At 59.1% G+C, this 13,700-nt stretch carries 12 protein-coding genes and 1 other RNA gene; 10 read left to right on the top strand and 3 right to left on the bottom strand.

The genetic code is table 11. The features are described 5' to 3' along the window. The first annotated feature begins 28 nt into the window (after positions 1-28). Positions 29-406 (top strand): hypothetical protein, encoded by a 378-nt coding sequence (locus tag H681_RS15295; RefSeq protein WP_015477782.1) that lies wholly within the window; start codon positions 29-31, stop codon positions 404-406. A gap of 6 nt (positions 407-412) precedes the next feature. On the opposite strand, the gene H681_RS15290 is transcribed toward H681_RS15295, so the two are convergent. Next, on the bottom strand, positions 413-781 hold the full coding sequence (locus tag H681_RS15290; protein ID WP_015477781.1) for a hypothetical protein: 369 nt from the start codon (positions 779-781) through the stop codon (positions 413-415). 240 nt (positions 782-1,021) lie between these two features. On the opposite strand from H681_RS15290, the gene ffs reads away from it, so the two are divergent. The 3 genes from ffs (at position 1,022) to H681_RS25950 (ending at position 4,921) form a co-directional block, all read left to right on the top strand. Beyond that, positions 1,022-1,118, top strand: an RNA gene (gene ffs / locus H681_RS25960) — signal recognition particle sRNA small type. A gap of 701 nt (positions 1,119-1,819) precedes the next feature. Then, positions 1,820-2,065: a hypothetical protein gene (locus H681_RS15285; RefSeq protein ID WP_015477780.1), complete on the top strand. Its 246-nt coding sequence runs from the start codon at positions 1,820-1,822 to the stop codon at positions 2,063-2,065. Positions 2,066-2,665: 600 nt separating this feature from the next. Then, positions 2,666-4,921 (top strand): NACHT domain-containing protein, encoded by a 2,256-nt coding sequence (locus H681_RS25950; RefSeq protein WP_015477779.1) that lies wholly within the window; start codon positions 2,666-2,668, stop codon positions 4,919-4,921. 173 nt (positions 4,922-5,094) lie between these two features. On the opposite strand, the gene H681_RS15275 is transcribed toward H681_RS25950, so the two are convergent. Beyond that, a protein-coding gene (locus tag H681_RS15275) for an IS3 family transposase (RefSeq protein WP_086009564.1) occupies positions 5,095-6,245 on the bottom strand; the annotation gives its coding sequence in 2 pieces (ribosomal slippage) (positions 5,095-6,002 and positions 6,002-6,245; 1,152 coding nt in all). A gap of 430 nt (positions 6,246-6,675) precedes the next feature. Further along, positions 6,676-7,398 carry a transporter substrate-binding domain-containing protein gene (locus tag H681_RS15265; RefSeq protein WP_015477777.1) on the bottom strand — a complete coding sequence of 241 codons (723 nt, stop codon included), beginning with the start codon at positions 7,396-7,398 and terminating at the stop codon, positions 6,676-6,678. Positions 7,399-7,551: 153 nt separating this feature from the next. Here H681_RS15265 and dnaX point away from each other — a divergent pair, with 153 nt between their 5' ends. From dnaX to H681_RS15235, 6 genes are all read left to right on the top strand, one after another. Then, complete coding sequence (gene dnaX, locus H681_RS15260) at positions 7,552-9,675, top strand: DNA polymerase III subunit gamma/tau (RefSeq protein WP_015477776.1); 2,124 nt, start codon at positions 7,552-7,554, stop codon at positions 9,673-9,675. Between the two features lie 39 nt (positions 9,676-9,714). Beyond that, on the top strand, positions 9,715-10,041 hold the full coding sequence (locus H681_RS15255) for a YbaB/EbfC family nucleoid-associated protein (protein WP_015477775.1): 327 nt from the start codon (positions 9,715-9,717) through the stop codon (positions 10,039-10,041). A gap of 129 nt (positions 10,042-10,170) precedes the next feature. Continuing rightward, positions 10,171-10,770, top strand: a complete 600-nt coding sequence (gene recR, locus H681_RS15250; RefSeq protein ID WP_015477774.1) for a recombination mediator RecR — start codon at positions 10,171-10,173, stop codon at positions 10,768-10,770. 156 nt (positions 10,771-10,926) lie between these two features. Further along, positions 10,927-12,075 carry an acyl-CoA dehydrogenase family protein gene (locus tag H681_RS15245; protein WP_015477773.1) on the top strand — a complete coding sequence of 383 codons (1,149 nt, stop codon included), beginning with the start codon at positions 10,927-10,929 and terminating at the stop codon, positions 12,073-12,075. 507 nt (positions 12,076-12,582) lie between these two features. Then, positions 12,583-12,855, top strand: coding sequence for a DUF4242 domain-containing protein (locus H681_RS15240; RefSeq protein ID WP_015477772.1), 273 nt, complete (start codon positions 12,583-12,585; stop codon positions 12,853-12,855). Between the two features lie 29 nt (positions 12,856-12,884). After that, complete coding sequence (locus H681_RS15235; RefSeq protein ID WP_015477771.1) at positions 12,885-13,697, top strand: class I SAM-dependent methyltransferase; 813 nt, start codon at positions 12,885-12,887, stop codon at positions 13,695-13,697. Positions 13,698-13,700 lie beyond the last annotated feature (3 nt).

Below are 13,700 nucleotides of genomic sequence, written 5' to 3'. Positions count from 1 at the left end.
GGCGGGCTGTCCGCTAGCGGAGAGCGAGATGGACAAGGCAAGAAAACAGCGCCTGCTCGGCGTGGCGGCACTGGTGCTGCTGTTCGGGGCCTACGTGGCCTGGACCGAGCGCCCGCAGATCGTCCTTCACTACGAGGGGCAGGGCGGGCCGGCGGTGAGCTACAGCTTCAAGGAAAATGGTGAGGAACGCCTGGCAGGAGAGATCAAGCCGGGCGAGGCGCGCGCATTCCCGCTGCGCCTGTGGCGCTCGGGCGAGTACCGCGTGGCCTTCCAGTTCCACCAGGGCGCGGAGCGCTATTCCACGTTCAGCACCCGTCCGGGCTACAGCAAGATGGACCTGTTCATCGGGCCGAACCTGGAAGTCTCCACCCAGCCCCGGCCCGAAGGATTGCTGCAGGCGCAGTGAGTCCCGTTACAGGTACTCGGCCACGAGCACCAGGTTGCGTTCGGCGCCAGCGGCGGCGCCTGCCGTCATGGCGCGAATGACCCTGTCGGTGCCGCCAGTGGTGGTGACCGCCGGGCCCAGTGCGCGCCCTTTCGTGTCCGTCAGCTGATAGTGCTTGCTGGGCAGTGCGCCCCGTGGCTCGTTGAGTTGCAGGAACATTGTCTGGTTGCATTGGCGTACCTGCACCTGGGCACTGCTGGCGGTCGAGCTCCCCAACTGGAGCTGGCAGCCGTCCTCGACGACGGCACCGGTGAACCGGACCATGCCATCGGCGGCCAGGAGCTGGCCACTGAAAAGCGTGGCCAGGAGCGTGGTGGATCGCAGGGCAATAGACATATCGGCATTCCTCGCTCGGTATTGGCCGCCCCTCATGGGCGGCCATGTTCCTAAGCGTCGGCCTGGTCGGGCGTTTCTCAATGAGTTGTAGGGTGATTCCCTTACTTTTCAGGGCGATTCGTGATGCTGATCGGGAATTGCTTGAAGGACGCACCTAAGTGCTTGAAGTACTTGTAACTTGCGAACAAGCCGCTACAATGGCGCGGCTCGCCGAACTGGCGAGATTCGCGATGGTGGCCCTGTCGGTCCCCCCGCAACGATTACTCGCTTACCTGGTCAGGTCCGGAAGGAAGCAGCCAAGGCGGGGACATTGTGTGCCGGGGTGTGGCTGACGGGGCCGCCTCCATTTCGTAAGTCCTTAATTCTAAAGGACTTCCTCTCCTGAAATTCTCTGAGTGTGACAGCGCCTTGGCACACCTGTGTGGTGCACCGAGAGAATACGCTACAGCATTCCATTCGTGCCTTCTAGACAGGTTTTCTTGTCGAATCCCTTCCTATCTTCTCAATGCCGAGGCTCGCCGGCCGAGAGATGTGGAGTGACAGAATTTTGGAGGGAAATGCCTCTGAAATATTCAGAAACAAATGGTACGACAATGGCTTGACGTTTCTCTCGGGAAGGAGGGAATACGCTTAAGTGCAGGCTGTGTAAGGGCTTTTGCTCTTAGGTGGGGGAATTGATCACATATTGCCCACCATTCACGCACAAGTTATCCACAAGAATTCCCAACCTGGTCTGCCTTGCAAATGCTCTGATGCCCCGTATCATGTGGGCTGTAGCTGGTGCAGACACAATATATTGTGATCTGTTCGCTGCATCCTGCGTATTGAGTGAAGGTAAAGACTACGGGCAGTGCCGCTTCGGTCGACCAAAACTTGGCGACACCACCCGTACCACCGGAGCCAAGCGACAGGAATGACGCTGGTTCTGATAGGGGTGGCTATTCAGCCTAGTATTGCTTTCCGTCGTCAATGGGCAATCTGCTGAGCGGTTTCCTCTATCGGAGTTGGCACATCACTCCTTGGTTGAGGAATATTCCCATGACCAATCGCAAGACCACTTCTGGCGACGTATCCAAGCTCGCCTCTGACACCCTCCGTGATCCCAACGCTTCCGCTATCGCCAAGAGCTTGGCTGCATCTGCCCTTTCGCAATCGTCGACCTCCAAGGAGACGGGAAAGGCGATGGAGACGAAAGCATCCAAGGTGCTTCAGTCGGAAAAGTACAGTGATGACACCAAGACGCTCGCCGCCTCGGTTCTGTCGCAGTCTGATAAGCAGCGCTGAGGGTTGATGCCATGTACAGCAACTACTACGTCAATCGCCAAGCTCAGTCCAATGGTGACCATGAGGTCCATCGTGACGACTGCCGCTACCTGCCGTCGAACCGACACTACCTGGGAGTGTTCACGAGTTGTTCTAGTGCGGTCGCAGAAGCACAGCGTCTGGGGTTCTACCGGGCGAATGGATGCTATTTCTGCTCCAATGCATGCCACACGAGCTAGACGGCAGATGGAAGAAGGGGGTGGCGGAAATCGCCGCCTCCTTTAATTGACGATCGTAGCGACGAGCGCGACGTCGGAAAGTACCTCCGGAACCCCCTCCGCAGTCTATAAGCCTGAAAAATCAGTCATCGCCTTCGATTTCACTCAGTCCCTCGGTTGTACTAGCTTTGCTAAAGCTCTCGAAGGGAATGGTTTGGGTGCCAAAGCGGATCGATCCTCTACTACTATTCAGCAAAAGGACATCGCATCGCAGTCGACCTACATCTGTTGATGTCAATCTGGAATCACTATAGATTTCATGGCTAACCGCATTAGACCTCGCAGCGCTCTCTCGAAGGCCCTGTCTAGAGCGGGGTTTTTGTCATCAAAAATGGAAAAAGACATGGATGCCCAAAAAGTAGAACGACTCAAGTCCTTAGAAAAAGAAGTCCAGGATTTTCATCCATTGTTGAAGGTTCTTCTGTCCCGTATTCCATATATACGGAGTGTGGAGTATCGGCAGGGGCCTCATGAGAATGGAGCTGACTTTGTTCTTGAGAAAAATGACGATATTTTAGGGTCTACGACTTATATTGGAGTAATTGTAAAGGTCGGGAAGATTAAGCAAGATCAATCTGATATTGAGCGCCAGGTTGATGAGTGTGGTATGGAGCGAACTTTTGATGGGGGGAAGAGGAAGATATTTTTGAATGAGGTTTGGATAATAACGAACGATGCAATTACAGAGAATGCTCAACAAAAAATTCATCATAAATACAAGAGTACCAATATACAGTTTTTTGATGGCGTGAAGATTGTAAGTTTGCTTGATAGGTTCTATCCTGAGTATTGGACTGATATAAGCGTTAAGCTTGGTGAATATATTCGTAGGACTAGAGCTTTTGCTGAAAAGATAACCAGGAACTCTGCGCTTTTGGAGTTTCAAGAAAACATAAATATAGAGCAGAGGCTCGTAAAGCTATCTACAAAAATTAAGCCTGATCAAGGTCGGCCTCAAGAGCAAAAGAAGACAACAATTCATGAGGCCATACGAAGTGAGCAGTTGATTTTTTTAGAAGGCTTTATGGGTTCGGGTAAGTCCAACCTTGTAAAACGTGCTATCGAGAGGATTACTAAGCCAGATGTGCTTAATCTGGAAAAAATAATACCGATAGGTATGACCTTTAAAGAGTATCTCGATCTATATGGAATGGACTTGGAGGGGGTTTTCCAGTCAGCCATAGATGATTCCAGTACGGATCCGAAGGCTCATACTTACCTATTGGTTCTTGATGGCCTTGATGAGGTGGCCCTTTCTACAGAAGAAAGGAGGGAAATACTCCAAGAGATCAGTCAATTTATACGAAATAGGGCAAACTACAAGGTTCTAGTAACAAGCAGGCCTTTGGATGATCTCAAGGAAAGAAATGAAATAGATAAGCATTTCTGTAGATATCAAGTTCTTTCCTTGTCCACAAGTCAGCTGATTACCTTTATATCAAATTCTTGCGATAATCCGGTGGCGATTGAACGATTGACCTCCGGTATCGAAAGGTCACTTCTTTTTAAATACCTTCCTAAGACTCCTATTTCTGCAATTCTCCTCGCTAGAATAATAAAAGAGGATCCGGCAGAGTTGCCATCGACGATGACGGAACTGTACTCAAAGTACTCTGAGTTAGTTCTGGGGCGTTGGGATATGAGCAAAGGCCTTCAGTCGCAGAAAGAGTATGAAATTATTGATAGTGTTTGCACGGATTTGGGCGCCTATGTAATTCAGAATGGTCTTGATGAGGTTTCTTCTGCGGAGGCTCGTGAATTCTTCTCTAGATACATAAAAGAGAGGAATATAAAGCTTGATCCTGGTGTTGTATATGAAAGGTTTTTGTCGAAGAAGGAAATAATAAATTACAATGTTAATAATTTGACTATTAGCTTTAAGCACAGGACTTTCGCTGAGTATTTTTCGGCTAAGAAGCTTGTTCGAGAAAACTCGGCAGTCATTGACGAAAAGGTTTTTGACTCCTACTGGTGCACTGTTTATTTCTTTTTCGTTGGCCTGAAGAGAGACTGTCCCGAGCTAATTGATGCGATTGTGGCAGTGGAAAGCAAGGACGAAAGGCAAAAAATTATTCGTGTGTTCCAGATGAGTCAATATTTACTTGCTGGACACTTAACTCCTTATAAAAATATTCAGAATGGACTCAAGAAAACCTATAAACTCGCAGCAACCTTACTGCGTGAAGGGCTTGATGGAAGTTCACCATTGTCATCTTTGCCTCCGATGCAGATGGTCTATATTTTTAGTCATGGTATAAGCAATGCTTATGGTTATGAGTATTTTAGTGATGCAATACATAACGCTATGCTTGAGTCGCTGAATGGCGAGCTAACCGAAGAGGAGTTAATAGAGCTGTTTTTGTTGAGTACTACCTCTGCCTATCTCGGAAGGAACGACGCTTTCGATGCAATGATAGAAGAGTATGGTGCTGCCCTTCCTGAAGTCCTGCGGTTAGGGATAAAACATATTAATGATGATTTCTCTCTAAAGTCTGATGTGGCAAATAAGTATATTAAGAAATTGAATAAAAATCTTCGTGCAAGACAGAATATGCGCGAATTGGTTACACAGCTTTACGAAACTCCAGTTTCAAAATAAGAGAGTAGGATTTTTGTATCCAGGGGGCTTGGTTGCAGAATGCGTGCTCCCTGGGTTTTTAGTTTTCGGCTTGGAAGGTAGGGGATGGTAAGCAAGAAATCTTCAGAGATGATTGGATGGTACTTCATCGATGGCGGTGGTAGGGGAATTGAGTATGAATCGCCCCGGCTTTCCTAGACACTCTCCAAGCTCTGGAAATAGCGCTTTTCAAACTCCACTGGCGATAGCTGCATAGCGCTGCTGTGCCGGCGTTTGGGGTTATAAAACATCTCGATGTAATCGAACACATCACTGCGAGCTTCTTCGCGAGTGCCGTAGGTTTTCCGTCGGATGCGTTCGCGCTTCAGCAACTGGAAAAAGCTTTCTGCCACCGCGTTGTCGTGACAGTTGCCGCGTCGACTCATGCTGCTGATGAGATTGTTGGCCTTGAGGAAACTCTGCCAGTCCGAGCTGCTGAACTGGCTGCCCTGGTCGGAGTGGATCATCACTTCCTGCTTGGGCTTGCGCCGCCACACCGCCATCAGCAACGCATCGATGGCCAGGTCGCTGCACATCCGTGGTTTCATCGACCAGCCAATCACCTGGCGTGAAAACAGATCCAGCACCACCGCCAAGTACAACCAACCCTCATAGGTGCGGATGTAGGTGATGTCGGTGACCCAGACCTTGTTCGGTTCACTGACGTTGAACTGCCGCTCCAGGCGATTGGGCGAGGCCACCGTCGGTCTGCCACCGTAATAGCCGGGACGCCGACGATAACCGGTCTGCGAGCGCAGCCCTCTCCCCGCCATCAGGCGAGCCACGCGGTGCCGGCCACAGGACTCCCCCAGTTCACGCAGGTCGTCGTGGATCTTGCGGTAGCCGTAGACCCCACCGCTTTCCAGCCAGGCATGCTTGATCAATCCGAGCAGGCGCTGATCTTCCTTGGTGCGTACGGATTTCGGCTCGGCCAGCCAGGCGTAGTAACCGCTGGGATGCACCTTGAGGGTCTGGCAGAGACGCCGTACCGGGTACTCCACCGACAGCTTGCTGATGAAGGCGTACTTCAGCCGGACTCCTTGGCAAAGTACGCGGCGGCCTTTTTTAGGATGTCTCGCTCTTCGGTCACCCGCTTGAGTTCGGCGCGCAGACGACGCAGTTCGGCCTGCTGATCGTCTTCCTGCTGCCGTTGTTCCTGGGGCTTGCCGTAGCGCTTGATCCAGGCATACAGGCTATGCACCGACATGCCCAGCCGCGCTGCCACCTCGGCCACGGGGAGGCCGCGCTCGGTCACTTGCTTGACCGCTTCGATTTTGAATTCTTCGGGGTAACGCTGGTTGCTCATGGCACCTCCTAACGGGCCTCATTATGAGGCTTGGAGGTGTCTACGAAACTAGGGGCGATTCAGGTGTCGCGTTGACGGTGTAGGTGCTTGGGCAGTCTCAAGTTGAGGTAATAGACAGCGCCGCGACGAAGGATGAATGCCATGAGTGTGACACCTGGGTGGTACAGCAAAGTGTGACAGTGCAGCCACACCCAGAACTTTCAGGACCGATTCTTTATGAAAATTTCGGTTTGGAATTCCTTGAAAACCACGCCCCACAGGGCTTTCAGCGATGCATTTGCCGATCTGGAAGGCTTCGGAAATAGTCAGCCAAAACAACGGGAAATACCTTGCCAAATGCTGACGGGGCCGCCTCCATTTCAGGGCCAGGAAAATCGCTCCGCCGTCCCGGGTGTCGAGCTTTTGCCTTGCCCTTGATGGTGCGGCCCCCTCAACGATAGTGGCTGAGGATGCGCTCGATCTCTCCGGAAGCCTTCAGCGCCGCCAACGCCGCCAGCACCTCGTCCGTGGACGTTTCCGGGCTGTCCAGCACCATGCACGACAGCGGGGTTTCCTCGATGATGCTGGCGGGTGTCAGCCGCTGGCTCTGCGGCAACGAGCGGTTGAACCAGTCCAGGGCGATTTCGCTGCTGATCGCGTACTGGTAACGGCCAATCTGCAGCTTCTTCAGTACCAGCTCCTGATTGCGCGCTTCATCGCGGGTTGCCCGGCCGCTTTCCAGCAGCGGCTGCAGGCGCGGGTAGTGGTAGCCGAGCACGGTGCCGACGGCCTGGCCGGATAGGCTCTGCAGGTCGCCCTTGAGGCCGGCGCGACTGACCAGCACGTCGCGCTGCATCATCAGCGGCACGCTCCAGCGGTAATCGTGGAAGTCGTGTTCGGTCCAGGCCGGTGCGACGTAGCAGCGCACGTCCACCGCGTGGCTGAGCAGCGCCTGCTCCACGCGGGCGCGGGGCAGGATATGGAAGACCGGCGTCCGATGCACCTGGCGGGCGGTTTCGGTGAACAACTCGAAGAGAATACCGCCGGTCAGCTTGTCGTCTTCGATTCGCGCCAGGGGCATCGCCCAGCTGTCGACCACCGAGAAGCGCAGGGGGCGGTCCTCGGCAAGGGTGACGGCAGAGCTCAACAGCAGGACGATGGCGAGCAGGCGCATCTAGACTCCGATGGCGGCGTAGTGGCGACACAATGCCTGTACGGGTCGGGCCTTGCCAAGATGTACCAAAGGCCAGAGCGGACATCGGGTGCAATTTACGGTCCGCTTCGCTAGGATTAGCCCACTTCTGCTCACCTGTCGCGATGGATATCAATGAGTTATCAGGTTCTTGCCCGCAAATGGCGTCCGCGTTCGTTCCGCGAAATGGTCGGCCAGACCCATGTGCTCAAGGCCCTGATCAACGCGCTGGACAACCAGCGCCTGCACCACGCCTACCTGTTCACCGGTACCCGCGGGGTGGGCAAGACCACCATCGCGCGGATCCTGGCCAAGTGCCTGAACTGCGAGAACGGTGTCAGCTCGACCCCGTGCGGGCAGTGTTCGGTGTGCCGCGAGATCGATGAGGGGCGCTTCGTCGACCTGATCGAAGTGGACGCCGCCAGCCGCACCAAGGTCGAGGACACCCGCGAGCTGCTCGACAACGTGCAGTATTCGCCGACCCGCGGGCGCTACAAGGTGTACCTGATCGACGAAGTGCACATGCTCTCCAGCCACAGCTTCAACGCCCTGTTGAAGACCCTGGAGGAGCCACCGCCCCACGTGAAGTTCCTGCTCGCCACCACCGACCCGCAGAAGCTGCCGGTGACCATCCTCTCGCGCTGCCTGCAGTTCTCCCTGAAGAACATGCCGCCGGAGCGGGTGGTGGAGCACCTGACCCATGTGCTGGGCGCCGAGAACGTGCCGTTCGAGGACGATGCGCTGTGGCTGCTCGGTCGTGCCGCCGACGGCTCCATGCGTGACGCCATGAGCCTCACCGACCAGGCCATCGCCTTCGGTGAAGGCAAGGTGCTGGCCGCCGACGTGCGCGCCATGCTCGGTACCCTGGATCATGGGCAGGTCTACGGCGTGCTCCATGCGCTGCTCGAAGGCGATGCCCGCGCACTGCTGGAAGCCGTCCGCCACCTGGCCGAGCAAGGCCCGGACTGGGGCGGCGTGCTGGCCGAAATGCTCAACGTGCTGCATCGCGTGGCCATCGCCCAGGCGCTGCCCGAGGCGGTGGACAACGGCCAGGGCGACCGCGACCGCGTGCTGGCGCTGGCCCAGGCGCTGCCCGCCGAGGACGTGCAGTTCTACTACCAGATGGGCCTGATCGGCCGCCGCGATTTGCCGCTGGCGCCCGATCCCCGTGGCGGCTTCGAAATGGTGCTGCTGCGCATGCTGGCGTTCCGCCCGGCCGATGCCGACGGCGCGCCCAGGTCGCCACTAAAGGATCTGGGGATCAGCAAGGCCACGGCTGATTCCAACCCGAACCCAGTGGCCGCCGCCGCCGTTGCAGCGCCGGTTGCATCCATTGCTCCGCCGCCTGTTGCGCCTGCGTCGGTCGCTCCCGTAGCTCCGGTCGCCGAGGTTGCGCCGATCATTGCCGCGCCGCAGCCTCAAACGGCTCCGGTCGTGGAGGCAGTGCCTGCTGCTCCCGCGCCGGTCGTCGAAGCGTCCTCGGCTACGGTCGAACCGCAATCGGAAGGGATCTCTGAAGCAAAGCCGGCTCCGGCCGTCGAACCTCAGCCGGCAGTTGCCGAAGCGCCGGTCGACCTGCCGTGGGACGAGCCTTCGGCACCGGTTGCCGCCGCCCCCGCGCCAGTCGAACCTGCCGCACCTGCACCTGCACCTGCACCTGCACCTGCACCTGTAGCGGCAGCACCGGCTCCGGTGGAAGCGCCCGCTCCGGTCGTGGCCGAGGCTGACGATGACGACCGCGACGACGAGCCGCCGCCCGCCGAGGACTACTACGAAGTCGACATGGAGTCCTATGGCTACCTGGAAAGCGAAGCGCAGCTCGAAGCCGCCGAGCCGGAACCCGAGCCCGCCGCCATGCCGGCAACGGGCCTTGCCGCCGAGTGGCTGGAGTTGTTCCCGCGCCTGGGCCTGGCCGGCCTGACCGCCAGCATCGGCGCCAACTGCACCCTGGTGGCGGTGGAGGGCGACAACTGGTACCTGCACCTGGACCCAGGGCAAAGTGCGTTGTTCAACCCCAACCAGCAGCGTCGCCTGAACGATGCGCTGAGCCAGTTCCACGGGCGCGCCCTGAGCCTGCAGGTGACCCTGCAGAAGCCCGAACAGGAAACCCCCGCCCAGGCCGCCGCGCGCAAGCGCGCCGAGCGTCAGCGCCAGGCCGAGGCATCGATTGCCGCCGACCCCTACGTGCTGCAGATGAAACAACAGTTCGCCGCGATCGTCCGCGACGGTACTATCGAACCCCTGGAAGCAAAGGCTTGATCGCCTGCGCCGACGACTGAACGAATCGAGGAACTCGACATGATGAAAGGTGGCATGGCAGGCCTGATGAAGCAGGCTCAGCAGATGCAGGAAAAGATGCAGAAGATGCAGGAAGAGCTGGCTAACGCCGAAGTGACCGGTCAATCCGGCGCCGGCCTGGTGAGCGTGGTGATGACCGGTCGCCATGACGTCAAGCGTGTCACCCTGGATGACAGCCTGATGCAGGAAGACAAGGAAATCCTCGAAGACCTGATCGCCGCCGCGGTAAACGACGCCGTGCGCAAGATCGAGCAGAACAACCAGGAGAAGATGTCCGGCATGACCGCCGGCATGCAGCTTCCCCCTGGTTTCAAGATGCCGTTCTGATCCAGGCGCTTCCCCTGTAGGAGCGAGCTTGCTCGCGAACGCTCTTCCGGCCCTGGTGGCTGGGGCAGGGTTCGCGAGCAAGCTCGCTCCTACAGTCGTTCTAATCCCCAGAAAACCCGAGACCGCCCCATGAGCTTCAGCCCGCTGATCCGCCAACTGATCGACGCCCTGCGCACGTTGCCCGGAGTGGGACAGAAGAGTGCCCAGCGCATGGCGCTGCAGCTGCTGGAGCGTGACCGCAGCGGCGGTCTGCGCCTGGCCCAGGCGCTGACCCAGGCGATGGAAGGCGTCGGCCATTGCAAGCAGTGCCGCACCCTGTCCGAGGACGAGTTCTGCCCGCAGTGTTCCGATCCACGCCGTGACGACAGCCTGCTGTGCGTGGTGGAAGGCCCCCTGGACGTGTTCGCTGTCGAGCAGACGGGCTATCGCGGCCGCTACTTCGTGCTCAAGGGGCACCTGTCGCCGCTGGACGGCCTCGGCCCGGAAGCCATCGGCATTCCCGAGCTGGAAGCGCGGATCAAGGCTGGCAACTTCAGCGAGATCATCCTGGCCACCAACCCCACGGTGGAGGGCGAGGCGACCGCCCACTATATCGCCCAACTGCTGGGCGGCGGCGACCTGGTGCTGTCGCGTATCGCCCACGGCGTACCGCTGGGTGGCGAGCTGGAGTTGGTGGACGGCGGCACCCTGGCCCACGCACTGGCGGGACGTAGGCCGATCAGCGGCTGATCCTTGCTCGGCAAGGGCTCCGGCGGCAGCAACGGTGCGATTCCCCGGCGCGCATGAGTTTGACGGCGCTTTTGTCCTAGCCGATGGCGGGTGTCTCGCCTTGTAAACCAAGCAAGCGCTCGGTAAGTTCTCAGGCATATTGTCTGGAGCCTTGCCATGTCCGTGTTCACCGACTACTTCGATGACAGCCACCGCCTGGTCCGCGACAGCGTTCGGCGCTTCGTTGAACGGGAAATCCTGCCCCACGTCGCCGACTGGGAGGAGGCCGAGGAGTTTCCCCGCGAGCTGTACCGCAAGGCCGGCGAGGCCGGCATCCTCGGCATCGGCTATCCGGAGGTGCTCGGCGGCAGCCACGAGGGCGACCTGTTCGCCAAGGTGGTGGCCAGCGAGGAGCTGATGCGCTGTGGTTCCGGCGGGTTGGTGGCGGGGCTGGGCTCGCTGGATATCGGCCTGCCGCCGCTGATCAAGTGGGGCCGCCCGGAACTGCGCGAGCGCATCGCGCCGCAGGTGCTGGCCGGCGAGAAGATCATGGCGCTGGCGGTCACCGAGCCGTCCGGCGGCTCCGACGTCGCCAGCCTGAAGACCCGCGCCGTGCGCGATGGCGATCACTACCGCGTGAGCGGCAGCAAGACCTTCATCACCAGCGGGGTGCGTGCCGACTACTACACCGTGGCTGTGCGCACCGGCGGCGATGGCTTCGGTGGCGTCAGCCTGCTGCTGGTGGAGAAGGGTACGCCCGGCTTCACCGTCAGCCGCAAGCTGAAGAAGATGGGCTGGTGGGCGTCGGACACCGCCGAGCTGTTCTTCGACGACTGCAAGGTGCCGGTGGAGAACCTGATCGGCGCGGAGAACATGGGCTTCGCCTGTATCATGGCGAACTTCCAGAGCGAGCGCCTGGCCCTGGCAATCATGGCCAACATGACCGCGCAGCTGGCGCTGGACGAGGCGCTGGCCTGGTGCCGCGAGCGTGAGGCGTTCGGCAAGCCGATCGGCAAGTTCCAGGTGCTCAAGCATCGGTTGGCGGAGATGGCCACGCAGGTCGAAGTGTCGCGCGAGTTCACCTATCGCCAGGCGGCGAAGATGGCGGCCGGCAAGAGCGTGATCAAGGAAATCTCCATGGCCAAGAACTTTGCCACCGACGTCGCCGACCGGGTGACCTACGATGCGGTGCAGGCGCTGGGCGGCATGGGCTACATGCGCGAGAGCCTGGTGGAGCGGCTGTACCGCGACAACCGCATCCTTTCGATCGGCGGCGGCACGCGGGAAATCATGAACGAGATCATCGCCAAGCAGATGGGGTTGTAACGGGTACGGACCGCTTTTCGTAGTAGCGAGCCTGCTTGCGAACCGGCCCGCTGGGAGGTTTGTTCGCGAGCAGGCTCGCTCCTGCAAAAGCTGAAGCCGTACGCCAGCGCTCTGACTGCGCCGCCAGGTTGCCGGCGGACAACCGATCAGACCCTGGAAGCGCTCGGCCAGCAGCGATCGCGAGGTGCCGGCGCAGCGTGCCAGTCGGGACTGACCCGCTCGCCGCCGCCCTTCCAGTGGGCGGTGGCGGCGACATCCTGACTCCGGGCGATGGCGGGCCGCTGGCGCACCCGGTGGGCCAGGCGCCGTTGTGCGGCGAGGATGGTTTGGACAGTCCCTCGCCGGGAGCTTTCAGAAATTCTGGGCGTGATCCGACCGCCGCGATGGGCCGTCGGACGATCGGGCGGGGAAGGCCGACGCCGGAGCAGGACGGAAGCCGGCGCGCGGCGCAGTATGAAGGTGCGGGAGGTTGCAGTCCCCGTCCGTTCCTTCCCACTGGAGACTGCCATGCCCAGGTTCGTTATCGAGCGCGAAATCCCCGGCGCCGGAGCCCTGCCCGAGCGTGATTTCAAAGCCATCGCACAGACGTCCTGCAAAGTCCTGAATCAGTTGGGGCCGCAGATTCAATGGCTGCACAGCTACGTGCTCGATGACCGCATCTACTGCCCGTACATCGCCCCCGACGAGGCCACCGTGCGCGAGCACGCGAGCCTGGGCGGCTTTCCGGCCAGCGGGGTGTCGCAGGTCGTCACCATCCTCGATCCGACCACCGCCGAATGAGCGCGCCCGCTCGGCCTGGAGAGATACCAATGAGCACCGCCGTAGACCTCAATGCCCTGAAACAACGCCAGATGGCCACCTGGGCCAGCGGCGACTACGCCGTGATCGGCACCACCCTGCAGATTGTCGGCGAGCGTCTGGCCGAAACCTGCGACCTGCTCTGCGACGAGCGGGTGCTGGATGTCGCCGCCGGCAACGGCAATGCCACCCTGGCGGCGGCCCGACGCGGTTGCCGGGTCATGTCCACCGACTATGTGCCGCGCCTGCTGGAACTGGGAGCCGAACGTGCCCGCGCCGAGCATCTGGATGTGGAATTCCGCGAGGCCGACGCCGAAGCGTTGCCCTTCGAGACGGGCGGTTTCGATGCCGTTGTCTCGACCTTCGGTGTGATGTTCACTCCCGATCAGTCCAAGGCAGCCTCGGAGCTGGCGCGAGTCTGCCGTTCCGGCGGGCGCATCGGCTTGGCCAACTGGACGCCGGAAGGCTTCATCGGTCAGTTGTTCAAGGTGCTTTCGGGTTACGTGCCGCCGGCTGCCGGCGTGCGTCCGCCGTCGGCCTGGGGGCGGGAGGAGCACCTGCGCGAACTGTTCGGCGACTCGATCAGTGAACTGCGCGCCTCGCGGCAGACCTTCAACTTCCGTTATCGCTCTGCGGCGCATTTCATCGAGATCTTCCGCGACTGGTACGGCCCGTTGCACAAGGCCTTTGCCAGTCTGCCGGAGGCTGAAGCGAAAGGATTGGAGCGTGACCTGACGCAATTGCTGGATGCGAGCAATCGTGCGGGGCCGGCGTCGCTGGTGGTGCCCAGCGAGTATCTGGAGGTGGTGCTGATTCGTCGCTGATAA

It is taken from the genome of Pseudomonas sp. ATCC 13867 (genome assembly GCF_000349845.1).
Classification (GTDB): Bacteria; Pseudomonadota; Gammaproteobacteria; order Pseudomonadales; family Pseudomonadaceae; genus Pseudomonas.
This window is presented reverse-complemented; position numbering and strand designations above follow the sequence as displayed.

Bases quoted from the DNA above. Each gene is read 5' to 3' on its own strand.
- H681_RS15295 (WP_015477782.1), top strand. From the start codon at position 29: ATGGACAAGGCAAGAAAACAGCGCCTGCTCGGCGTGGCGGCACTGGTG.
- H681_RS15290 (WP_015477781.1), bottom strand. From the start codon at position 781: ATGTCTATTGCCCTGCGATCCACCACGCTCCTGGCCACGCTTTTCAGT.
- H681_RS15285 (WP_015477780.1), top strand. From the start codon at position 1,820: ATGACCAATCGCAAGACCACTTCTGGCGACGTATCCAAGCTCGCCTCT.
- H681_RS25950 (WP_015477779.1), top strand. From the start codon at position 2,666: ATGGATGCCCAAAAAGTAGAACGACTCAAGTCCTTAGAAAAAGAAGTC.
- H681_RS15265 (WP_015477777.1), bottom strand. From the start codon at position 7,398: ATGCGCCTGCTCGCCATCGTCCTGCTGTTGAGCTCTGCCGTCACCCTT.
- dnaX (WP_015477776.1), top strand. From the start codon at position 7,552: ATGAGTTATCAGGTTCTTGCCCGCAAATGGCGTCCGCGTTCGTTCCGC.
- H681_RS15255 (WP_015477775.1), top strand. From the start codon at position 9,715: ATGATGAAAGGTGGCATGGCAGGCCTGATGAAGCAGGCTCAGCAGATG.
- recR (WP_015477774.1), top strand. From the start codon at position 10,171: ATGAGCTTCAGCCCGCTGATCCGCCAACTGATCGACGCCCTGCGCACG.
- H681_RS15245 (WP_015477773.1), top strand. From the start codon at position 10,927: ATGTCCGTGTTCACCGACTACTTCGATGACAGCCACCGCCTGGTCCGC.
- H681_RS15240 (WP_015477772.1), top strand. From the start codon at position 12,583: ATGCCCAGGTTCGTTATCGAGCGCGAAATCCCCGGCGCCGGAGCCCTG.
- H681_RS15235 (WP_015477771.1), top strand. From the start codon at position 12,885: ATGAGCACCGCCGTAGACCTCAATGCCCTGAAACAACGCCAGATGGCC.